Genomic DNA, 20,555 nt, shown 5'->3' on the forward strand with positions numbered 1-20,555 from the left:
GGGTGATCAGGATGACCGCGCCCGTATATTCATTGAGCGCGTCCAGCAGGGCGCGGCGGCTGTCGATGTCCAGGTGGTTGGTCGGTTCGTCCAGGATCAGGATGTGCGGCGCATCCATCGCCACCAGGTTCAGCAGCAGGCGCGCCCGCTCTCCGCCCGACAGGGAGCCGACCGTGGTTTCCTGTTTCTCGAACGGCAGACCGAACTGGGCCAGACGGCTGCGGCGGCTGCTTTCCGAGGCGTCCGGCATGGCGCGGCGGATGATCTCCAGCGGCGTGTCCGTCGGATCCATGGCCTCGATCTGGTGCTGGTGGAACCAGCCCACGCGCATCTTGCCGTCGCGATGGAACTCGCCCGTCTCGATGGTCAGGGCCTTGGCGATCAGCTTGGCGAAGGTCGACTTGCCCGCCCCGTTGACGCCCAGCAGACCGATGCGGTCGTCCAGGTCCATGCGCAGGTTCAGGTTTTTCAGGATCGGCTTGCCCGGCTCATAGCCGACGTTGGCCTTCTCCAGCCGGATCAGCGGCGGGGGCAGGGGGCGTTCGGGCGACGGCAGGGTAAAGGGGGCGACGCGCTCTTCCGGCGGCAGTTCGATGCGCTGCATCTTCTCCAGCCGCTTGACGCGCGACTGGGCCTGGGTCGCCTTGGAGGCCTTGGCCTTGAAGCGGTCGATGAACTTCTGCAGGTGGGCGCGTTCGGCGTCCTGCTTGGACTTGTTGGCCTCCATCAGGCGCAGCTTCTCGGCCCGCGTCTTTTCGAAGGTGTCGTAGTTGCCAGTGTAGAGGTCCAGCTTGCGGTTCGACAGCTGCAGGATGTGGGTGCAGACGCCGTTCAGCAGCTCGCGGTCGTGGCTGATGATCAGGGCCGTGTGCGGATAGCGCTTGAGCCGTTGCTCCAGCCACAGGGCGCCTTCTAGGTCGAGGTAGTTGGTCGGTTCGTCCAGCAGCAGCATGTCCGGCTCGGCGAACAGGGCGGCGGCCAGGGCCACGCGCATTCGCCAGCCGCCCGAAAACTCGGCCATCGGGCGGTGCATGTCGTCCTGGCTGAAGCCCAGGCCGACCAGGATTTCCGAGGCGCGCGATGGGGCGCTGTCGGCGTCGATCTCGATCAGGCGGCCCCAGATCTCACCCATCTCTTCCGGTTCAGCGGTCTCCAGACGGGTCAGCAGGTCGTGGCGCTCGACGTCGGCTTCCAGAATGGTGTCCAGCACGCTGACCGGCGTCGCGGGGTGTTCCTGATCCACCGAGCCGATGCGGGCGGTCTTCGGCAGGGAGATTTCGTCGCCGTTGGCGGCCAGTTCGCCGAGGATCAGCTTGAACAGGGTCGACTTGCCGATGCCGTTGCGGCCGACCAGCCCGACCTTGGACCCCGGGGGCAGGCTGACGGAGGCGTCGTCCAGGAACTCGCGGCCCCAGGCATTGTAGGTCAGGTTTTTGATCTGCAGCATGGGAACCGGAAAGAAAAAGGCTTACGCGCGGGGATATTGGAAAGATGTGCGGCGCTCGCTATAAGCCGCCGACCCTCAAACTCCCAAACAAGAAGTCACTTCCCATGACCGAACGTACCTTCTCGATCATCAAGCCCGACGCCACGCGCCGCAACCTGACGGGCGCCATCAACGCCGTGATCGAAGGCGCCGGCCTGCGCATCGTCGGTCAACGCCGCATCAAGCTGACCGAAGCCCAGGCCAAGAAGTTTTACGAAGTGCACGCCGAGCGTCCCTTCTACGGCGAACTGGTCGGCCAGATGATCGCCGAGCCGGTCGTCGTCCAGGTGCTGGAAGGCGACAACGCCGTCGCCAAGTACCGCGAAGTCATGGGCGCCACGAACCCGAACGACGCCGCTGAAGGCACGATCCGCAAGCTGTTCGCCCTGTCGATCGGCGAGAACTCGGTCCACGGTTCGGACTCGCTGGAAAACGCAGGCATCGAAATCGCCCAGTTCTTCACCGACGCCGACATCGTTGGCTAAGGTTTGAATAGGCCGCCCTTGCGCGGCCTAGCGAGAGCATAAAGACGGCCCGTCTCCGGAACCGGAGGCGGGCCGTTTCGTTTTCACGGTCCTGTTACCTGTTCAGCCACCAAGGAAGACCGCCATGAAGACGATCCTCAAACTGGCGCCGGCCATCGGCCTCGTGGGCCTTCTGGCCGCCTGCGGCACCACTACGGAACAACGTGCGGCTTCGGGCGCTCTCGGCGGCGCTGTCGCCGGCCAGGCCATCGGCGGCAATACGGGCGCGACCGTCGCCGGCGCCGCGATCGGTGCGGTTGCAGGCGCCGTGACGACCCCCAAGAAGCCGAACTGATTTCGCCCGAGCCTTCCAGATACAAGAACGGCGTCAGCTGCGGAGCTGACGCCGTTTTCGCGTTCGCTATCGGACGCGCCGCTTACCAGATGCGGGCGCGGCTTTCAGGGGCGATGTATTCCGCCTGATCCGGGGTGACGCCGAAGGCGGCGTACCAGGCATCGATATTGCGCGGCGGGGTGGCGGCGCGGGCGGCGCCCGGCGAATGCGGGTCGGTCGTCAGTTGCTCCTTGAGCGCCGCCTCACGCGACTTCTCGCGCCAGACCTGAGCCCAGCCTAGGAAGACGCGCTGGTCGCCGGTCAGACCATCGATGACCGGGGCCGGCTGGCCGTTCAGGCTGCGGTGATAGGCGTCCAGGGCCATCAGCAGGCCGCCCAGGTCGGCGATGTTCTCGCCCATGGTGAGGGCACCGTTGATGTGGACGCCGGGAACAGGCTCCTGAGCGTCGTAGAGGGCCCCCAGCACCTTGGCGCGTTCCTCGAAGCGGGCGGCGTCTTCGGGCGTCCACCAGTCGCGCAGCACGCCGTTGGCATCCGACTTACGGCCCTGATCGTCGAAGCCGTGGGTGATCTCGTGGCCGATGACGGCGCCGATGCCGCCATAGTTGACCGCCGGATCGGCGTTGGGGTCGAAGAAGGGCGGCTGCAGGATGGCGGCCGGGAAGACGATCTCGTTGCGCGGCGGGTTGTAATAGGCGTTCACCGTCTGGGGCGTCATGCCCCATTCCAGCGGATCGACCGGCTTGCCGATCTTGCCGCGCTTCCAGGCCCAGTCGAAGGCCGAGGCGCGTTCGACGTTGCCGTAGAGGTCGCCGGCCGACAGCTCCAGACCGTCATAGCTGCGCCACTTGTCCGCATAGCCGATCTTCACCCCGAACTTGGACATCTTGAGTAGGGCCTGCTCTCGCGTCGGTTCGCTCATCCAGTCCAGGGCCTTCAGGCGCTCGGTCATGGCGGCGCTGAGGTTGGCGACCAGGGCCTCCATCTGGGTCTTGGACGAGGCGGGGAAGTGCAGGCGGACGTATTCCTGACCCAGCACCTCGCCCAGCTGGCCGTCGACCAGGGCCACGCCGCGGTTCCAGCGCGGACGGTTCTCGGGCTGACCGCGCAGGGTCTTGCCGCGGAACTCAAAGCGCGAGTTCACGAAGGAGTCGGACAGGTAGGGGCCGGCCTGATCGACGATCTGGAAGGCTTCCCACGCCTTCAGCGTGTCCAGCGAGGTGTCGGCGAAGACCTGGGCGATGCCGGGGATGGCGGTGTTTTCCATCAGGACGACGGTCGACACATCAGCGATCTGGGCGCCTTGCAGGAAGGCGGTCCAGTCAAAGCCGGGGGCCAGCTTGGCCAGGTCAGCGGTCGAGGCCGGGTTGTAGATCTTGTCGATCTGGCGACGCTCGACCGTGGTCCAGTGCTTCTCGGCGACCTTGGTCTCGAAGGCCAGGATGTCGGAGGAGGCCTGGGCCGGGTTCGACCAGCCCGCAGCCGTCAGGGCGCGGGTGATGTAGGCGACATAGGCCTCACGCTGAGGCGCGAAGTCGGCCTTCAGATAATAGTCGCGATCGGGCAGGCCGAGGCCGCCCTGGCCCATATAGGCCGAGTTGAGGTTGGGGTTCTGCAGGTCCTCGAACACGTCGACGCCGAACAGAGAGCCGCCAAAGCCGGCGTGGCTTTCGCCCATCAGGCGGGCCATGGCGCTGTGGTCGGCGACGGCGCGGACGGCGGCCAGGTCAGCGGTCAGGGGCTGGGCGCCCAGTTGATTGACGCGGGCCTCGTCCATGAAGCTGGCGTAGAGGGCGCCGACCTTTTGCGCATTGGCGTTGGTCGGGTTGGCGGCGCTGGCTTCGATGATCGATTTCAGCTGGCTCTGGGCGTTTTCATACAGAACGTCGAACGGGCCGAAACGGGCCTTGTCCGAGGGGATCTCAGTGTTCTTGAGATAGGTCCCGTTGGCGTACTCGTTGAAGTCGTCGCCCGGCTTCACCGCCAGGTCGCGCCCGTTCAGGTCAAAGCCCCAGGGACGGATTTGCGGCGCGGCAGCAGCGGCGGCGTGGCCGGCATGGCCGGAGTGGGCGTTCTGGGCCGAGGCGGCTTGGGCGGAGAGCGTGAAGGCGAGCGCCAGGCCGGCGGCGCCCATCAGGCGGGTCTTGGACATCGGGTCTTCCCATATGGCAACATCAAGCGGTCGCCGGTCCACTCAGGCTGGACCGGTCCGATCGTTCGCGGGGAAACTGCTCCTGCCTGCGACCGCCTGTCGCATTAAAAATCGTTAAGGTGGACGTCGCCCTAGTGCGTCACGAAAGCCGCCAGTGTCTGCGGATACAGCACATGCTCCGCAGTCTTGACCCGCTCGGCCAGGGTCTCAGCCGTATCGCTCGCCAGGATCGGCACGCGGGCTTGACCCAAGACCGGGCCTTCATCAACGCCTTCAGTCACGACGTGGACGGTGCAGCCTGCCTCTGCGTCGCCGGCCTCAATGGCGCGGGCGTGGGTGTTCAGGCCGGGGTAGAGAGGCAGCAGCGACGGGTGGATGTTCAGCATCCGCACCGCCCACTTCTGCACCAGCCAGGGCGTCAGCAGCCGCATGTAGCCGGCCAGGGCGACGACCTCGACGTTCCGCTCGACCAGCAAGGCGTCGATGGCGCGCTCATGCACCTCGCGATCCTTGCCGAACGCCTTGTGCTCGACCGTCAGGGCCTCCACCCCGGCGGCGCGGGCCTTCTCCAGCCCCGCCACGTCGGCGATGTTGGAAACGACCACCACCACCTCATAGGGGGCGTCGGCGGCCTGACCTGCGGCGATCAGCGAGGCCATGTTCGAGCCGGAGCCGGAGATCAGCACCGCCACGCGCGTCTTGGGCTTGCGGGTTTCAGTCATGGAGCGGCTCGGGCGACGGATCGGGGAGGCGGGAGGGATGCGACCGTCGTCGCCTCTTGGCAAGCCCATGCCGCTGATCAGGGCGTCATAAAGTCCGTTGCCGGACGGCCCCGCTTGGCGTTAGCGTCCCGCCGCCGGGCTGTCCGGCGCGTGAGGGGGAGTTTCAAAATGCGTCATCTGCTTACTGCTGCCTGTGCGGCGGCCATCCTGGCCGTGCCGATGTTTTCCATGGCTCAGGAAGCCTCCGGCGGCGGTTCCGGCCCGGTTCGCTCGGCTTCGGACCGCCTGCGCAACGCCAATGCCGAGCAGATCGAGCGCAATTGGGCTCGCGCCACGCCGGAAGAGAAGGAGGTGACGACCAGCCATTCGATCACCGCCCACGGCCGCGCCATGCGCTACAAGGCCACGGCCGGCACCCTGACCATCCGCGACGACGCCGGCATGCCGACGGCCAGCCTCTTCTACGTCGCCTATACCCTGGACGGTCAACCGGTCGGACGCCGTCCGGTGACCTATCTCTACAACGGCGGGCCGGGCTCGCCGACGGTCTGGCTGCACATGGGCGCCTTCGGGCCGGTGCGGGTGCTGACGGACGATCCGGTGGTCGAGCGTCCGGCGCCCTTCAACGTCGGTCCCAATGACATGACGCTGCTGGACAAGACCGACCTGGTCTTCATCGACATGGTCGGCGCCGGCTACTCGCGCCCGCTGGCCGAGACGCCGGGTTCGGCCTTCTGGGGCGTGGATCAGGACGCCGACGCCTTCACCCGCGCCATCATGCGTTACACGACCAAGTTCAACCGCTGGTCCAGCCCCAAGTATGTGCTGGGCGAGAGCTACGGCACCCTGCGCACGGGCGCGGTCGCGCATCAGCTGGAAAGTCGCGGCATGTCCCTGAATGGCGTCATTCTGCTGTCGTCCATCATGAACTATGGCGTGCGCCAGCCGGGCTATGCGCAGAACTTCATCACCCTGCTGCCGACCTATGCGGCGACGGCCTGGTATCACAACAAGGTGCCGAACCGTCCGGCCACGGTCGAGGCTCACGTCCAACGCGCCCGCGACTTCGCCATGGGCCCCTATGCGGCGGCCCTGGCCAAGGGGCACATGATCTCTGACGTCGAACGCGCCCAGATCGCCCAGCAGATGAGCGAACTGATCGGCGTCTCGCCGACCTTCATCGACAACGCCAACCTGCGGGTCGAGCTGTCGCCGTTCCGCAAGGAGCTGCTGCGGGATCGTCGCGAGACCATCGGCCGTCTGGACACCCGCTATCTGGGCATGGACGCCGACGCGGTGGGCGGCGAGCCGGAAGAAGACCCGTCGAGCAGCGCCATCACCGGGGCCTATTTCGGCGTCTTCAACGACTACATCGCCAATACGCTGAACTTCCGCACCGACATGGACTATCGCCAGTCGGCGCGCGGCCTGCCGGGCTTCAACTGGAACTGGAGCCACCGTCCGCCGGTCGGCGGCCCGCAGACCACGCCGAACACGGCGGTCGATCTGGCCACGACCATGCGGCGCAACCCGCATCTGAAGGTGCTGGCGCTGAACGGCTACTATGACGCGGCCACGCCCTTCTTCTCAACCGAGTTCGACCTGGCCCAGATGATGCTGGAGCCCAAGCTGCGCCAGAACCTGGAGTTCACCTACTATGAGGGCGGGCACATGATGTACACGAGCCGCAAGGCGCTGGAGGAACTGCACGTCGATCTGGCCAAGTTCTACGACGAGACCCAGAACGGCGGGGTTCGCTGACAACAGCTCCAAAGAAAAAGGCCCCGGTCTCGCGACCGGGGCCTTTGTCGTTTCAGGCGGGGGAAGCTCAGGCGGCTTCCAGCTGTCCGCAGATGAAGGCTTCCTCGCCTGCGTTCAGCAGGGCGGCCAGGACCGGCTCGGCGTTCTCGGGCGAGACGATCAGGATGAAGCCGACGCCGCAGTTGAAGGTGCGGCGCAGTTCGTGGTCGGAGATGCCGCCCACCTGACCCAGCCATTCGAAGACGGGGGGCAGAGCCCAGGCGTTCCAGTCGAACGCGGCCTGCAGGCCCTCGGCGATGCAGCGCGGCGGGTTTTCGATCAGGCCGCCGCCCGTGATGTGGGCCGCGCCCTTGACCAGACCCGCCTTCATCAGCGGCAAGACGGGCTTCACATAGATGCGGGTCGGCTCCATCAGGGCCTGGGCCAGCGAGCAGTCCTTGGCGAAGGGGGCGTCGTCGCCCCAGGCCAGGCCGGACTTCTCGACCACCTTGCGGATCAGCGAGTAGCCGTTGGAGTGCGGGCCCGAGGAGGCCAGGCCGATGATGATATCGCCGGCCTTCTGCTGGTCCAGATAGGGCAGAACCTGACCGCGCTCGACCGCGCCGACCGAGAAGCCGGCCAGGTCATAGTCGCCGCCCGAATACATGCCCGGCATTTCGGCCGTCTCGCCGCCCACCAGGGCGCTGCCCGACTGGCGGCAGCCCTCGGCAATGCCGGCGACGACGCGACGCGCGGCGTCCACGTCCAGCTTGCCGGTGGCGTAGTAGTCCAGGAACATCAGCGGCTCGGCGCCCTGGGCCAGCAGGTCGTTGACGCACATGGCGACCAGATCGACGCCCACGCCGTCATGACGGCCGGTCTCGATGGCGATCTTCAGCTTGGTGCCGACGCCGTCGGTCGTGGTGACGATCAGCGGGTCTTCAAAACCGGCGGCCTTGAGGTCGAACAGGGCGCCGAATCCGCCCAGCGAAGCCTCGGCGCCGGGGCGGCGAGTCGACTTGGCCAGGGGTTTGATCGCGTCGACCAACATTTCTCCGGCGTCGATATCCACGCCCGCATCGGCGTAGGTGAGGCCGTTTTTCAGGGCTTCGGGGGTGTCGCTCATCGGTCACGGCTCGAAATCGGGGGCGAAAATCTGTCGCAGCGCTCTTGCCACGACGGCGTCGCGCGGGGCTATAGCATCGGAATGACGCCAATCACCACCAATGACGCGCTAATCGACTTCTGCGAACGGCTGGCCAAGGCCCCGTTCATCACGGTCGACACCGAATTCATGCGCGAGACGACCTACTGGCCCAAGCTGTGCCTGATCCAGGCCGCTTCGCCCACGGACGCCGCCATCATCGACCCGATGGCCGAGGATCTGGACCTCGAACCCTTCCTCGCCCTGCTGCGCGACGAATCGATCATCAAGGTCTTCCACGCTGCCCGTCAGGACGTCGAGATCTTCAACCGCCTGGGCGCCATGCCCAAACCCATGTTCGACACCCAGGTCGCCGCCATGGCCGCCGGCTTCGGCGATCAGGTCAGCTATGAGCAGCTGGTCCGCCAGATGCTGCGTCAGGAACTGGACAAGGGCAGCCGCTTCACCGACTGGGCGCGTCGCCCGCTGTCGGACGCGCAACTGGTCTACGCCCTCGGCGACGTGACCCACCTGGCCGCCCTCTATCCCAAGCTGCGCGACCGGCTGCAGAAGGAAGGTCGTCTGGACTGGGTCATGTCCGAAATGGGCGCCCTGACCGATCCGGCCCTGTATGACACCACGCCCGAGAACGCGTGGAAGAGGCTGAAGCCCAAGAAGTTCAGCGCCAAGTATCTGGCCGCCTTCGTCGCCGTCGCCGTCTGGCGCGAGCGCGCGGCCCAGGAACGCGACCAGCCGCGCGGCCGTATCCTGAAGGACGAGGGCATCGACGAGATCGCCGTTCAAGCGCCGACCGATCCCGAGGCCTTCAACCGTCTGCGTTCGGTGCCCAAGGGCTTTGGCGGTTCGCGCCTGGGTCTGGAGCTGGCGGCTGAGCTGAAGCGCGTTCTGGCCGACCCGGAAGCCCACGCGCCCAAGCTTGAGCGCCCGGCCCACAGCCAGCCGGCCCCGCCCTCGGTCGTCGAACTGTTGAAGGTTCTGCTGAAGGCCAAGAGCGACAACGCGGGCGTGGCGACCAAGCTGATCGCCAACGTCGCCGATCTGGAAAAGATCGCCAACGACGACAACGCCGACGTAGAGGCCATGAAGGGCTGGCGCCGTCAATTGTTCGGCGACGACGCTCTCAAGCTCAAGAAGGGCGAGATCGCCCTGGTGCTGAACGGCTCGCGCGTCGAAGTCGTCGAAATCGAGGGCTAGTCGGGATCAAGCCGGCGGAGACGCCGGCTCCCACAGCTCGATCGGATTGCCCTCGGGATCATGGATGCGCGCAAAGCGTCCGATCTCGGGGGTGGCGTCCCATTCCGGTTTGGTGATGACCTCGATTCCTGCTGCGGTCAGGGAGGCGATCAGGTCGTCCAGCCCCTCGACCCGCAGATTCAGCATCCAGCGGTGGTCAGCGGCGAAATAGTCGCTGTCTTCCTTGAACGGGGCGAAGACGGTCGGCCCCGCCTGCTGGTTCCAGATCCAGACGTTTTCCGGTGCCCCGACGCCTAGGTGGGTCAGATACCAGTCGGCCAGGGCCTTGGCGTCCTTGGAGCGGAAGAAGAAACCGCCGATTCCGGTCACGGGCATGGGATCGTTCCTCTAGATTTTCAGCGTCAGGTTCATGGCCTCGGCCAGAGCCTTGGCGCGGCGGCGAGTCTGTTCGCCCAGCAGCATGTCGGCGTAGCCCTCGGCGGCGGTGATCCGCAGCGCGCCCTTCTCGACGGTGGCGGCGGCGTTGGCCAGCAACTGCGGCGAGCGGCCCGACAGGTCGCAGGCCAGCCGCATAGCCAGGCCCAGGGCGCGGGCGCGCTTCTGGCCAGGCGCCGACAGCAGACGGTCGACGGCGTCCGGCGACGGCGTCTTGGCCTCGCCGCCGTAACGGGCGTTCATGGCCACCGCCAGGAAGGCTCGCTCGGCGTGGGTCTGGCCCGGAATGGGCGAACGAAGCACCTGATCGAAGACCAGATCCACCCGGTGGTCAGGGTGCAGGCGGGCGCCGAGGTCGGCCAGACGACAGACCGAGGCGGTCAGCAGGGCGTCGCGTTCCTCGCCAAAGGCCTCGGGCATGGCTGAGACGACGGGTTGCAGCCATCCGTCCAGGGCGCGCGGCAGGGCCGGGTCCACGCCTTGCCGTCCGCCCCAGGCGGAACAGCCAGCCAGCAGGGGATCGACCGCCGCCATCTCAGGCGACAGACCGGCGTAGAGCAGACCCTCGCGCACGCCCCAGGCGGAAAAGGTGATGGATCTCAGCCCCAGCGCCTCGATCAGTCCGTCCAGCACCAGGGCGGCGTAGGGCAGGGTTTCGGCCCGGCGCTTGGACACGCCCGGCAGCTTCTCCAGTGAGGCCTTGGACTGACGCGCCACCAACCGGGCCAGATCACGCGCATCGGCGGCGGTCATGGCGTATTCGTGGACGATCCGCAGCGGATGGTCCGTCTGGGCCATGTGCATCTGGGCCAGGCTGCGCCAGGCCCCGCCGACGGCGTGCAGTTCGGTCGTGGCGTAGGCATCGGCGATGGGCGCCAGCCGCTTGGCGATGCGGCCACGCAGGCGGTCGACGTCGAATCCCTTGGGGTCGACCAGTGAGAAGGGGCCTAGCGGCAGGGTCACGCCCTTATCGAGCGGGCGATTGCGTCCGCCGTTGCCGATCCGAGTCAGCTCCAGGCTGGCGCCGCCCATATCGGCGGCCACGCCGTGCGACCCCGGTGCGCCTGCCAGAACGCCAAGCGCCGAATAGCGGGCTTCCTCCTCACCGCTGAGCACACGAACCTGCAGGCCCGTCTCGGCGGCCACGCGGGCGCAGAACTCGCCGCCGTCCTCCGCTTCGCGCACAGCGGCGGTGGCGGCGATGATGGTCTGGTCCGGCTGGACGCCCTCAATGACGGCGGCGAAGCGGCGCAGCGCCGTCATAGCCGCGACGACGCCGGGCACGGACAGGCGCCGGGTCGCGGCCAGATCACGACCCAGACCGGCCAGGACCTTCTCGTTGAACATGGTCCAGACCGCCCGGCCTTCCAGCCGATACAGGACCAGGCGCACCGAGTTGGAGCCGATGTCGATGACGGCGATCTGGCGCGAGGGGTATTCGGCCTCGACGCCCATCAGCGATGCTTCCGGGGCTTGAGCCCTGCGTAGGACAAGGCGCCGGGCAGGGTCTTCACCTTGCGGCCGCGGCCCGACAGGCTGGGATTGGTCATGAAGTACTTGTGGGCCGAGAAGGGACGTTCAGGACCGGAGGGCGTCACGCGGTGATAGGTTCCGTCGGCGGCCAGGGTCCAGCTCTGGGCGTCATCCTTCAGGTTGGCGACCATGATCTGATCCAACACCTGATCGTGGACCGTGGCGTTCAGGATGGGTGTCATCAGTTCGACGCGGCGATCCAGATTACGCGGCATCCAGTCGGCGGACGAGATGTAGAGTTTGGCCTTGTTGCTGGGCAGGTCGTGGCCGTTGGCGAAAGCGACGATGCGGCTGTGCTCCAGGAAGCGGCCGACGATCGACTTGACGCGGATGTTCTCCGACAGGCCCGGCACACCGGGGCGCAGGCAGCAGATGCCGCGAATGACCAGTTCGATGCGCACGCCCTGCTGGCTGGCGCGGTACAGGGCGTCGATGATCTCCGGATCGACCAGAGCGTTCATCTTGGCCCAGATGGCGGCGGGCTTGCCCTTGGCGGCGGCGGACATCTCCTTGCCGATCATCTCCAGCAGAGAGGTCTTCATGTTCAGCGGCGAGACGACCAGGGCTTCCAACTCATCCGGCTCGGCATAGCCGGTGATGTAGTTGAACACCCGCGTGGCGTCCTGACCCAGGACGGGGTTGCAGGTGAACAGGCTGAGGTCAGTGTAAATCTTGGCCGTCGTCGGGTGGTAGTTGCCGGTGCCGAAGTGGCAGTAGGTGCGCAGGGCGTCGCCTTCGCGACGCACCACCACGCTCAGCTTGGCGTGGGTCTTGTATTCCACGAAGCCGAAGACGACGTGGACGCCGGCCCGCTCCATCTGTCGCGCCCAGCGCAGGTTGGCCTCTTCGTCAAAGCGCGCCTTCAGCTCGATCAGGGCGGTGACGTTCTTGCCGTTCTCGGCCGCCTCGATCAGGGCGGCGACGATGGGGCTGTCCTTGGAGGTACGGTACAGCGTCTGCTTGATGGCGATGACATTGGGATCGCGCGCGGCCTGTCGCAGGAACTGGACCACCACGTCGAAGCTCTCGAACGGGTGGTGGATCAGCATGTCCTTTTCGCGGACCGCCGCGAAGATGTCGCCGCCGTTGTCACGCACCCGCTCGGGGTAACGCGGCTCATAGCCCTTGAACTTCAGGTCCGGGTGCCCGCCGGGGATCAGTTCGGCCAGTTGCGCCAGCCCCAGCATGCCCTCGACCAGAACCACGTCCTGCGGCTGAGCGTGCAGTTCGGCGATGATGAAATCGCGCAGGTCCTCGGGCATGGAGGCCTGGATCTTGATGCGGACGACCGAGCCCATGCGGCGCTGCTTCAACGCCTCCTCGAACTCCATGACCAGGTCTTCGGCCTCTTCCTCGATCTCGATGTCCGAGTCGCGGATCAGGCGGAACAACCCCTTTTCCAGAATCTCACAGCCCGGAAAGAGGTGGTCGATGAACAGCAGCAGCATGTTCTCGAGCGAGACGTAACGCTTGCGGCCCGGCGCCGAACGGCCGTCGGTGGCCAGAGCCCAGAAGCGCCGCACCTGGGTCGGCACCGGCACCAGGGCGTAGAGGACGCGGTGGTCGCTGTTCCGGCGCAGCTTCAGCGCCAGCGAGAAGCCGAGGTTGGGCAGGAAGGGGAAGGGGTGGGCGGGATCGATCGCCATCGGCGTCAGCACGGCGAACAGCTGATTCAGGAACTCGGGTTCCAGACGCTCGCGTTCGGTGCGGGTGATCTTGGCGGCCTCGACCACCTCGATGCCCCCGGCGGCCATTTCCTTGCGCAGGACGCGCCAGCGGCGCTGCTGTTCGGCCATCAGGCCCCCGGCCGCGGCGTTGACCTGTTCCAGCTGTTCGGCGGGGGTTAGACCATCGGGCGAGACGACGCGGACGCGCTCGCGCACCTGACCCTTCAGGCCCGCCACGCGGGTCATGAAGAACTCGTCGAGGTTGTTGGCCGAGATCGACAGGAAGCGGACCCGCTCCAGCAGCGGATGACCCTCGTTGGCGGCTTCTTCCAGCACGCGCCCGTTGAAGGCCAGCCAGGACAGTTCGCGATTGATGAAGCGCTCGGGCGAGTTCATCAACGCCTCGGACAGCTCCAGCTGGGGCGCGCGCGAGGAGGGGACTTCCTCACCGGTGTTATCGACGGCGATGGGCGCGATTTCAGTCATTTGACTGTTGTCGCGCGGGCCTGTGACGGCTGCAACCGCGATATGAAGTTATCCGTCAGACAGTTCGTCGCTGTCGCCCAGAACCTGACGGGCCAGAACGCGCGTGACGGGGCGATGGTAGGCGTCCAGTTGATCGACAATGCGTTCGACCGCGTCGGCCGAGCGGTCGATGCGACGCGCCAGATAGTCCACGACTTCCTCGCCCGGCGTGATGTTGCGGGTGGCGAAGGCGCGCTTGAGCATGGCCCCCAGCACGACGTCGTCGGGCGCTTCGATCCCCACAGTGCGGATGGCGTTCAGGCGCGAGCGCAGATCCGGCAGATCGCAGGCCCAGGCCCCAGGCGGATCGCGTGACACCAGCAGCAGGGCGCCGCCGCCCGACTGCGTCAGGTTGATCAGGTGGAACAGGCTCTCGTCATCGGCGTCCTGGGCTCGATCCAGCAGGACGAACTGGCCTTCCAGTTCAAGCGGATCGACCAGGGCGGCCTCGGCGCCGTGCAGGGCGAGGGCGCCCGTGCGTTCGACCCAGGCGGCGGCCAGATGGCTTTTGCCGCTGCCGGGCGGTCCGAAGATCGACAGGATCGAGCCCGCCATCTCGGGCCAGGTCGCCAGCACCGATGTGGCGGCGGCATTGGAATCGGACACCGCGAAATCCGCCGCGCGTTGCGACGCCTCCTGCCGCAGCGGCAGGCGCAATTGCTGGATGTCGGAACCGAGGGCGGTCATGAACTGAACCATAGCAGAGGCCATCGGACGCGCTGTGGGCAGGTTCCCGGCGGCGGTGGACAACCGCGCGGCGCTGTGGATTTAGCCGCCAGCCTTGACTTTCCGGGGCGATGATGGGCCTTTCGCCCCTCCTAATTCACGCTGTTCTGCAGCCGTTTTCAGACGATATCCGATCATGCACGCCTATCGCACCCATACCTGCGGCGCCCTCCGTTCGACGGATGCGGGCGCGAATGTTCGTCTGTCGGGCTGGGTTCACCGCAAGCGCGACCACGGCGGCCTGCTGTTCATCGACCTGCGCGACCACTACGGCCTGACCCAGCTGGTGCTGCACCCGGAGACGCCGGGCTTCGAGGCCGTTGAGCGTCTGCGCGCCGAAAGCGTCATCAAGATCGACGGCGAAGTGGTCAGCCGCTCGGCCGAAACCACCAACGCCAACCTGCCTACCGGCGAGATCGAAGTGCGCGTCCTGTCGGTCGAGGTTCTGTCTGAAGCCGCCGAGCTGCCGCTGCCGGTCTTCGGCGAGCCGGAGTATCCGGAAGAGATTCGACTCAAGAACCGCTTCCTCGACCTGCGGCGCGAGACCCTGCACAAGAACATCGTCCTGCGCTCCAAGGTGATCCACTCGATCCGCCAGCGCATGGTCGAGCAGGGCTTCCTCGAGTACCAGACGCCGATCCTGACGGCCTCGTCGCCTGAAGGCGCGCGCGACTTCCTGGTGCCGAGCCGTATGCACCCGGGCAAGTTCTACGCCCTGCCGCAGGCCCCGCAGCAGTTCAAGCAACTGCTGATGGTCTCGGGCTTCGACCGCTATTTCCAGATCGCCCCCTGCTTCCGCGACGAGGACCTGCGCGCTGACCGCTCGCTGGAATTCTATCAGCTCGACGTCGAGATGAGCTTCGTGACGCAGGAAGACGTCTTCGCCGCCATCGAGCCGCTGATGAACGGTGTCTTCAATGAGTTCGGCGAGGGCAAGCCGGTTTCGCCCATCGACGGGACCCACACCTTCACCAACGACTTCGGCCAGACCTTCGAGCACAAGGGCTTCGAGCGTCTGACCTATGCCCAGTCGATGAAGTGGTACGGTTCGGACAAGCCGGACCTGCGCAACCCGATCAAGATGCAGGACGTGTCCGAGCACTTCCGTGACGGCGGTTTCGGCCTGTTCGCCAAGATCCTGGGCGCTGACGCCAAGAACGCCGTCTGGGCCATCCCGGCGCCGACCGGCGGTTCGCGCGCCTTCTGCGACCGCATGAACTCCTGGGCGCAGGGCGAGGGCCAGCCGGGTCTGGGCTACATCTTCTGGTCGGACGATCAGCAGGCTTGGGGCGGTCCGATCGCCAAGAACCTGGGGCAGGAGCCGACCGAGGCCCTGATGGCCTCCTTGGGTCTGGGCAAGGGTGACGCCGCCTTCTTCACCGCGGGCGACCCCGCCGTCTTCGCCAAGTTCGCCGGCCTGGCCCGCACCCGCGTTGGCACCGAGCTGAAGCTGGTCGATGAAGACCAGTTCAAGTTCTGCTGGATCGTCGACTTCCCCATGTTCGAATGGTCGGAAGAGGAGAAGAAGGTCGATTTCAGCCACAACCCCTTCTCGATGCCGCAGGGCGGCCTGGAGGCGCTGGAGACCCAGGACCCGCTGACCATCCGCGCCTATCAGTACGACATCGTGTGCAACGGCTATGAGCTGTGCTCGGGCGCGATCCGGAACCACAAGGCCGAGATCATGCTCAAGGCCTTCGAGATCGCCGGCTACGACGCCTCGGTGGTCGAGGAGCAGTTCGGCGGCATGCTGAACGCCTTCCGCTTTGGCGCCCCGCCGCACGGCGGTCTGGCCCCCGGCATCGACCGCATCGTCATGCTGCTGGCCAACCAGACGGCCATCCGTGAGGTCATCGCCTTCCCGCTGAACCAGCAGGGCCAGGATCTGCTGATGAGCGCGCCCGCGGAGGCCGCCGACAAGCAACTGAAGGAACTGTCGATCCGCACGGCTCTGCCGCTCAAATAGGCGGTGTCGCGGCGTTGAATTGAAAAGGGCGGCTCGCGAGAGCCGCCCTTTTTGTTGGTCTGTTCGGTAGGCCTAGTGTCCCGAGGCGATGACCAGGTTGCGCTGGCGCGGCGGGATGGGCGGCGCAGGCGGGGCCGGAGGCGCTGGCGGCTTGCGAATGACGCGGATGCCGCCGACGCCGCCGCACGACCGCACCGTCAGGCCATTGGGCAAGCGGGTCGCGCCGTCGCCGCAGGCGTCGTGGATCTGATCCTGGGTCAGGCCGCGCGCGCCCGACAGGTCGGCGCCGCGAATGTCCGTGCGGTTCATCGAGGCGCCGGAGAAGTTGGCGCGATCAAAGCTGGCGCCGGTCAGGCGGGCGCTGTCCAGTGAGGCGTTGTTGAACTTGGCGCCGTCGAACACGCCATTGCTCAGGTTGGACGCGTTGATCTCGGCATTGGAGAAGTCGGCGCCGTTGGCGCGGACATTGGCCAGGGTCGAGCCGAACATCTCGCTGCTGTTGAACTTGGCGCGGGTCAGGACAGCGCGGTTGAAATTGGCGCCGTTCAGCTCGGCCGAAGAGAGGTTGGCGTCCTGGAAGTTCGTGCCGATCAGATTGGCGCCTGTGGCCTCGGCGCCGGTCAGATTGGCGCTGGTGAATACGGCGTTGGTGAAGTTGGCGCCCATCATTTCCACGCCCCGCATGTCAGCGCGGCTGAAATCACTGCCGGCGAAGTTCGAGCCGAGCAGCTCGGCCCCGCGCAGGGTGGCGCCGACCAGGGTGGCGTTGGTGAAGCTGGCGCCGGTGAAGGTAGCGCCCGACAGGTCCCGACCCGACAGTTCGCAGCGATTGCAACTGCCGCCCAGCGAAACCATGCGGGCGACGTCGCGATCCTGCATCTGAGACAGGGTCATCGTCCCGGCGAAAGCGGGCGCAGCGACCAGCAGCCCGGAGAGGGCGGCGGCTGCGGGAGCCAGGGGACGGAGAAGGGCGAGCGGGCGTTTCATCACGATACCTAGATGCGCCTGTCGCCTGAAAAACCCTACTTAAATCGTGGTAACGATGGAGACCGTCAGCAGGCCGGAATGCGCAGGCCGCGCGGCAGGACCGTGGCGTCGTCGCCGCAGGCCTGATTGAGCTGGCCCTGGGTCAGGCCGACGACGCGCGCGAGCTGCGCGCCCGACAGATTGGTCCCGTTGAGCTTGGCGCCCGACATCGTGGAGCCGTCCAGATGGGCGCCGACGAAGCTGGCGTTGGTCAGGTCGGCGCCGGCGAAGTTGGAGCCCGAGAAGACGCCACCATAGGCTTCCACGTCGCGCATGTCGGCGCGCGAGAAGCGGGTGCGGTTCATGACCGACAGGCTGAGATCGGCCTGACGCAGCCGGGCGCCCGCCAGGTTGAGTCCGCGCACCTCCATGCCCGAGAAGTCGCCCTGGAAAAGGTTGCAGCCAGGGCAGCTGGCGCCGCCGCGCACGCGGGTGATCTGCGAGGCGTTCTGGGCGACGGCGGGCAGGGCCGTGGCGGCCACCAGCGAGGCGACGAGTGCGATTGCGAGACGGTTCATGCGAAGACTCCGGGCTTTGACATCGCCTCAGCAAGAAGCGGGCCGAAACAGCGTCTCAATCACCCCTGCATCTGCGGAGCCGCGCCGCAGGTGTCGCAAATCCAGCCCCCGCCGCGGTTCTGCAAGGCGAAGTCTCCGCATTGGGGACAGGCGACGGCCTCGGTCGGCGTGGCGGCGCGAAGGGGCTCGGGTTTGCGCCCAAATGGGACGACCACGAGGTTGTCGGGCGCGGCGCCGCGGGCGAAGCCCTTGGAGATGAAGCGCGCCGCCGGCACCGGCTCGGCGTCGTTGGTCGCGGCGGCGCCCAGGCCGTCGGGGTTGAGGCCCTCGGGTTCGGCGTTGGCCAGTTCCTGTCGCTCCAGATAGGAGACGCCCAGTTCGCGGAAGATGTAGTCGAGGATCGAGGTCGCCGAGCGGATCGAGTCGTTGCCCGTCACGCGGCCCGCCGGCTCGAAGCGGGTGAAGACGAAGGCGTCGACGAACTCGTCCAGCGGCACGCCGTATTGCAGGCCGATGGAGATGGCGATGGCGAAGTTGTTCATCAGGCTGCGGAAGGCGGCGCCTTCCTTGTGCATGTCGATGAAGATCTCGCCCAGTTCGCCGTCTTCGTACTCGCCGGTGTGGATATAGACCTTGTGCCCGCCGACGGCCGCCTTCTGGATATAGCCTTTGCGGCGGTCCGGCAGCTTGCGCCGGGTGCGGTCGCGCTCGATGACCTTCTCGATCACCCGTTCGACGAGCTGCGCCTCGGGCTCGATACGGCGCTGCACAGGCGCGTCGGCCTCGACCAGCTCGAGGCGGAAGTCGGCGGGCGGCGCGGCGCGCCGCAGGACCACGGCGCGGCGACCGTCGCGGGCGGCCTGACCCAGGGCGCGGGCGGCCTGAAGAGGTCCGGAGCGCCAGTCGATCAGGTCCGGCGTGACGTCGGGCGCATCGCTATAAGGTTCGATGGCGCGACGCAGCTCGGCTTCGAAATGTGCGGGGTCGGCGGTCAGGAGGTCACGTAGCGCCTCAGGCACCGCCGCCCAGCCGGACAGGTCGGAATGGCCGAAGGCGGCGGTTCGAGCCTCTTCGATCGCCTCGTCGTCAAAGCCCAGGCGCGGCAACAGGTCGTCCCCGTCTTCGACTGAAAGGCCCAGAACGTCGCCTATGAATCCCGCGTCCAGAACGGGCGGGGTAAAGGCGGCGGCCAGTTGATTTGTTTGCGACAGCGCGAGTTCGACCGCTTCAAGCTCGACATCAGTGAAGCCTAGATCCCGCAGGGCCGAGTGGTTGACGCCTGGCGCGCCCATCAGACTGCGGCGGCCGAACAGTTGGCGCTCGGCGTCCTCTATGTCGCCGCCCGCGCGGGCGATGGCCCGAGCCAGCGAAGGTCGCAATCGACGCTCGGGCTCGCCGTCTTCCGTCTGGAAGAGGTCGGTGGCGCCAAAGGGCGAGGCGCCGAGGCGCAACTCCAGCTCCGCATCGCGCACGAACAGGTTGATCGCGGCATGTCGACGCCCATGCTGTCTCATGACCTTGGTGTCGAACCCGCGCTGGCTGGCCATTTCAATGACTTCGTCGCCAATGACGTCCCATTCGGCGCAGGAGCCGCGTTCGGCGGCGATTTCGACCGAGACGGCGCTGGCGGCGGCCGAGACGCGGGCTCCGGCCGATGCCGCCAGGGGGATGGCGTTCTCGGCGTCGTTCGCGACGGCCCAGTCGGTCAGGCCGAACAGGCCGAGCCCGATCGGGCGCGCCGCGTCGCGGCGGCCGGTGTTGGCGGTGTTCGAGCCGATGTCGCCGCCGGTCTCAATCTCGAGAGCGATGACCCAGAGCCGCGTCAGGTCATCCAGGGCAGCGTTGAAGGCGTCGCCGGCGACGGACGCCAAGGTCTGCAGATCTAGTGCGGCCCGAGCCTCTAGTGCGGCGTCCGCCAGAGCGTCGGCGTCGCGCGGGGAGAAGGTCAGCGCCAGATCGCCTTCGAGCGCCGCCGCAGCGACGGCAAGGGCTTCGGGGCTTCCCGAGGCGACGGCGTCGCGATGAGCCAGAACGGGTTGGACCGGAGGGGGCGCGCGTTCGGGCAGGGCAATGGTGAAGCTCTGGCCTTCAGCCGCGCGGATGATGTCGGCGTCGCTCGCGCCACAGCGACGGGCGGTCAGGGCGGCGCGGGCCAAGGCCGGATTGCGGGCGGGATCGGCGCAGGCCGCCGGCGGGCCTTCGCAACGATCAACTGCGTCTGCAACGCCCCGCAGGGCGTCGGACAGCGCCTCGGCGGCGTGCGCCGACAGGCGTTCGCCGCGTCGAGCGGCGGTTAGATCGGCCAGCCGCTTGGCCGAGCCGGGGTCGTCCAGGGCGACGACGCCCGGAGCGCTTGCCTCTCCAAGGTTCGCAGCGCCCGGCGCGGCGACGCCCAGAAGGAGAGTGGCGGACAGCTCGCTGGCGAAGGTGTCGGCGTCCTCGGTCGCCACGAACAGCCCTTGCGCCAGTCCCCATGCGCCGAGGCGATGCGCCCAGCGCTCGGCGGCTCCGCCCAGCCAGGCGTCGGGGGCTTCCCCGAGGGGGAAGACGCCGACGGGCAGGTCGGTCGGGAGGCCTTCGCACCAGTCCAACCAGGCCTCGACGCGAACATCGCTCCAGTTCGCGGGAGCGACAACGGACGTCACGACGCCCGGACGTTCGATGGTGCGCAGCTCCAATGCGACGAGGTCGGCGAGCTCGGAAAAACGGGGCTTGATGCGCATCTGACGTCTCCGCGCGTGTCCTGATCGCGACATTAACGACGCCTCGAACGGCGTTTCAATAAATCTTGGGGCCTTGGCGCGGGTTACCCCCAAGATGTTGATGTCGGGCAGGGATACCGGAAACCGGTCTCGGGCTGGACGCGGGCGGCTCCGGTTTC

At 67.0% G+C, this 20,555-nt stretch carries 16 protein-coding genes; 5 read left to right on the plus strand and 11 right to left on the minus strand.

Annotated features, from left to right (window positions below):
- Positions 1 to 1,447, minus strand: a 1,447-nt coding sequence (locus B3K53_RS02700; protein ID WP_292082547.1) for an ABC-F family ATP-binding cassette domain-containing protein, incomplete at its 3' end; no start/stop codon positions are given.
- Between the two features lie 104 nt (positions 1,448 to 1,551).
- Here B3K53_RS02700 and ndk point away from each other — a divergent pair.
- Positions 1,552 to 1,971, plus strand: a complete 420-nt coding sequence (ndk, locus tag B3K53_RS02705) for a nucleoside-diphosphate kinase (RefSeq protein ID WP_292082548.1) — start codon at positions 1,552 to 1,554, stop codon at positions 1,969 to 1,971.
- Positions 1,972 to 2,095: 124 nt separating this feature from the next.
- Positions 2,096 to 2,305 (plus strand): glycine zipper 2TM domain-containing protein, encoded by a 210-nt coding sequence (locus tag B3K53_RS02710; protein WP_292082549.1) that lies wholly within the window; start codon positions 2,096 to 2,098, stop codon positions 2,303 to 2,305.
- 82 nt (positions 2,306 to 2,387) lie between these two features.
- Here the strand turns inward: B3K53_RS02710 and B3K53_RS02715 are convergent, their stop codons facing one another.
- Positions 2,388 to 4,457: a M13 family metallopeptidase gene (locus B3K53_RS02715; RefSeq protein ID WP_292082550.1), complete on the minus strand. Its 2,070-nt coding sequence runs from the start codon at positions 4,455 to 4,457 to the stop codon at positions 2,388 to 2,390.
- 131 nt (positions 4,458 to 4,588) lie between these two features.
- Positions 4,589 to 5,179, minus strand: a complete 591-nt coding sequence (purN, locus tag B3K53_RS02720) for a phosphoribosylglycinamide formyltransferase (protein WP_292082551.1) — start codon at positions 5,177 to 5,179, stop codon at positions 4,589 to 4,591.
- A gap of 168 nt (positions 5,180 to 5,347) precedes the next feature.
- On the opposite strand from purN, the gene B3K53_RS02725 reads away from it, so the two are divergent.
- A complete protein-coding gene (locus B3K53_RS02725; RefSeq protein WP_292082552.1) occupies positions 5,348 to 6,940 on the plus strand; it encodes a S10 family peptidase in 1,593 nt (530 codons plus the stop codon).
- 67 nt (positions 6,941 to 7,007) lie between these two features.
- On the opposite strand, the gene purM is transcribed toward B3K53_RS02725, so the two are convergent.
- On the minus strand, positions 7,008 to 8,045 hold the full coding sequence (gene purM, locus B3K53_RS02730) for a phosphoribosylformylglycinamidine cyclo-ligase (RefSeq protein ID WP_292082553.1): 1,038 nt from the start codon (positions 8,043 to 8,045) through the stop codon (positions 7,008 to 7,010).
- A gap of 81 nt (positions 8,046 to 8,126) precedes the next feature.
- Here purM and rnd point away from each other — a divergent pair, with 81 nt between their 5' ends.
- Positions 8,127 to 9,278: a ribonuclease D gene (gene rnd / locus B3K53_RS02735; RefSeq protein WP_292082554.1), complete on the plus strand. Its 1,152-nt coding sequence runs from the start codon at positions 8,127 to 8,129 to the stop codon at positions 9,276 to 9,278.
- Positions 9,279 to 9,284: 6 nt separating this feature from the next.
- On the opposite strand, the gene B3K53_RS02740 is transcribed toward rnd, so the two are convergent.
- The 4 genes from B3K53_RS02740 to B3K53_RS02755 are packed head-to-tail and all read right to left on the minus strand — an operon-like array spanning position 9,285 to position 14,125.
- Positions 9,285 to 9,653: a VOC family protein gene (locus tag B3K53_RS02740; protein WP_292082555.1), complete on the minus strand. Its 369-nt coding sequence runs from the start codon at positions 9,651 to 9,653 to the stop codon at positions 9,285 to 9,287.
- A 12-nt stretch (positions 9,654 to 9,665) separates the two neighbouring features.
- The gene (locus B3K53_RS02745) at positions 9,666 to 11,168 is read right to left on the minus strand and encodes a Ppx/GppA phosphatase family protein (protein ID WP_292082556.1); all 1,503 of its coding nucleotides are present in this window, start codon (positions 11,166 to 11,168) and stop codon (positions 9,666 to 9,668) included.
- The gene (locus B3K53_RS02750) at positions 11,168 to 13,399 is read right to left on the minus strand and encodes an RNA degradosome polyphosphate kinase (RefSeq protein ID WP_292082557.1); all 2,232 of its coding nucleotides are present in this window, start codon (positions 13,397 to 13,399) and stop codon (positions 11,168 to 11,170) included. Before B3K53_RS02750 ends, B3K53_RS02745 begins: the two co-directional genes overlap by 1 nt.
- Before the next feature lie 48 nt (positions 13,400 to 13,447).
- Positions 13,448 to 14,125, minus strand: coding sequence for a DnaA ATPase domain-containing protein (locus B3K53_RS02755; protein WP_292082558.1), 678 nt, complete (start codon positions 14,123 to 14,125; stop codon positions 13,448 to 13,450).
- A 175-nt stretch (positions 14,126 to 14,300) separates the two neighbouring features.
- Between B3K53_RS02755 and aspS the strand changes: the two genes are divergently transcribed.
- Complete coding sequence (gene aspS, locus B3K53_RS02760) at positions 14,301 to 16,130, plus strand: aspartate--tRNA ligase (protein ID WP_292082559.1); 1,830 nt, start codon at positions 14,301 to 14,303, stop codon at positions 16,128 to 16,130.
- 72 nt (positions 16,131 to 16,202) lie between these two features.
- Here the strand turns inward: aspS and B3K53_RS02765 are convergent, their stop codons facing one another.
- From B3K53_RS02765 to B3K53_RS02775, 3 genes are all read right to left on the minus strand, one after another.
- On the minus strand, positions 16,203 to 17,117 hold the full coding sequence (locus B3K53_RS02765; protein ID WP_292082560.1) for a pentapeptide repeat-containing protein: 915 nt from the start codon (positions 17,115 to 17,117) through the stop codon (positions 16,203 to 16,205).
- A gap of 65 nt (positions 17,118 to 17,182) precedes the next feature.
- Complete coding sequence (locus tag B3K53_RS02770) at positions 17,183 to 17,674, minus strand: pentapeptide repeat-containing protein (RefSeq protein ID WP_292082561.1); 492 nt, start codon at positions 17,672 to 17,674, stop codon at positions 17,183 to 17,185.
- A gap of 59 nt (positions 17,675 to 17,733) precedes the next feature.
- A complete protein-coding gene (locus B3K53_RS02775) occupies positions 17,734 to 20,397 on the minus strand; it encodes a TSCPD domain-containing protein (RefSeq protein WP_292082562.1) in 2,664 nt (887 codons plus the stop codon).
- Positions 20,398 to 20,555: the final 158 nt, after the last annotated feature.

Source organism: Brevundimonas sp. UBA7506 (assembly GCF_002479495.1).
GTDB lineage: Bacteria > Pseudomonadota > Alphaproteobacteria > Caulobacterales > Caulobacteraceae > Brevundimonas.

Bases quoted from the DNA above. Each gene is read 5' to 3' on its own strand.
- ndk (WP_292082548.1), top strand. From the start codon at position 1,552: ATGACCGAACGTACCTTCTCGATCATCAAGCCCGACGCCACGCGCCGC.
- B3K53_RS02710 (WP_292082549.1), top strand. From the start codon at position 2,096: ATGAAGACGATCCTCAAACTGGCGCCGGCCATCGGCCTCGTGGGCCTT.
- B3K53_RS02715 (WP_292082550.1), bottom strand. From the start codon at position 4,457: ATGTCCAAGACCCGCCTGATGGGCGCCGCCGGCCTGGCGCTCGCCTTC.
- purN (WP_292082551.1), bottom strand. From the start codon at position 5,179: ATGACTGAAACCCGCAAGCCCAAGACGCGCGTGGCGGTGCTGATCTCC.
- B3K53_RS02725 (WP_292082552.1), top strand. From the start codon at position 5,348: ATGCGTCATCTGCTTACTGCTGCCTGTGCGGCGGCCATCCTGGCCGTG.
- purM (WP_292082553.1), bottom strand. From the start codon at position 8,045: ATGAGCGACACCCCCGAAGCCCTGAAAAACGGCCTCACCTACGCCGAT.
- rnd (WP_292082554.1), top strand. From the start codon at position 8,127: ATGACGCCAATCACCACCAATGACGCGCTAATCGACTTCTGCGAACGG.
- B3K53_RS02740 (WP_292082555.1), bottom strand. From the start codon at position 9,653: ATGCCCGTGACCGGAATCGGCGGTTTCTTCTTCCGCTCCAAGGACGCC.
- B3K53_RS02745 (WP_292082556.1), bottom strand. From the start codon at position 11,168: ATGGGCGTCGAGGCCGAATACCCCTCGCGCCAGATCGCCGTCATCGAC.
- B3K53_RS02750 (WP_292082557.1), bottom strand. From the start codon at position 13,399: ATGACTGAAATCGCGCCCATCGCCGTCGATAACACCGGTGAGGAAGTC.
- B3K53_RS02755 (WP_292082558.1), bottom strand. From the start codon at position 14,125: ATGACCGCCCTCGGTTCCGACATCCAGCAATTGCGCCTGCCGCTGCGG.
- aspS (WP_292082559.1), top strand. From the start codon at position 14,301: ATGCACGCCTATCGCACCCATACCTGCGGCGCCCTCCGTTCGACGGAT.
- B3K53_RS02765 (WP_292082560.1), bottom strand. From the start codon at position 17,117: ATGAAACGCCCGCTCGCCCTTCTCCGTCCCCTGGCTCCCGCAGCCGCC.
- B3K53_RS02770 (WP_292082561.1), bottom strand. From the start codon at position 17,674: ATGAACCGTCTCGCAATCGCACTCGTCGCCTCGCTGGTGGCCGCCACG.
- B3K53_RS02775 (WP_292082562.1), bottom strand. From the start codon at position 20,397: ATGCGCATCAAGCCCCGTTTTTCCGAGCTCGCCGACCTCGTCGCATTG.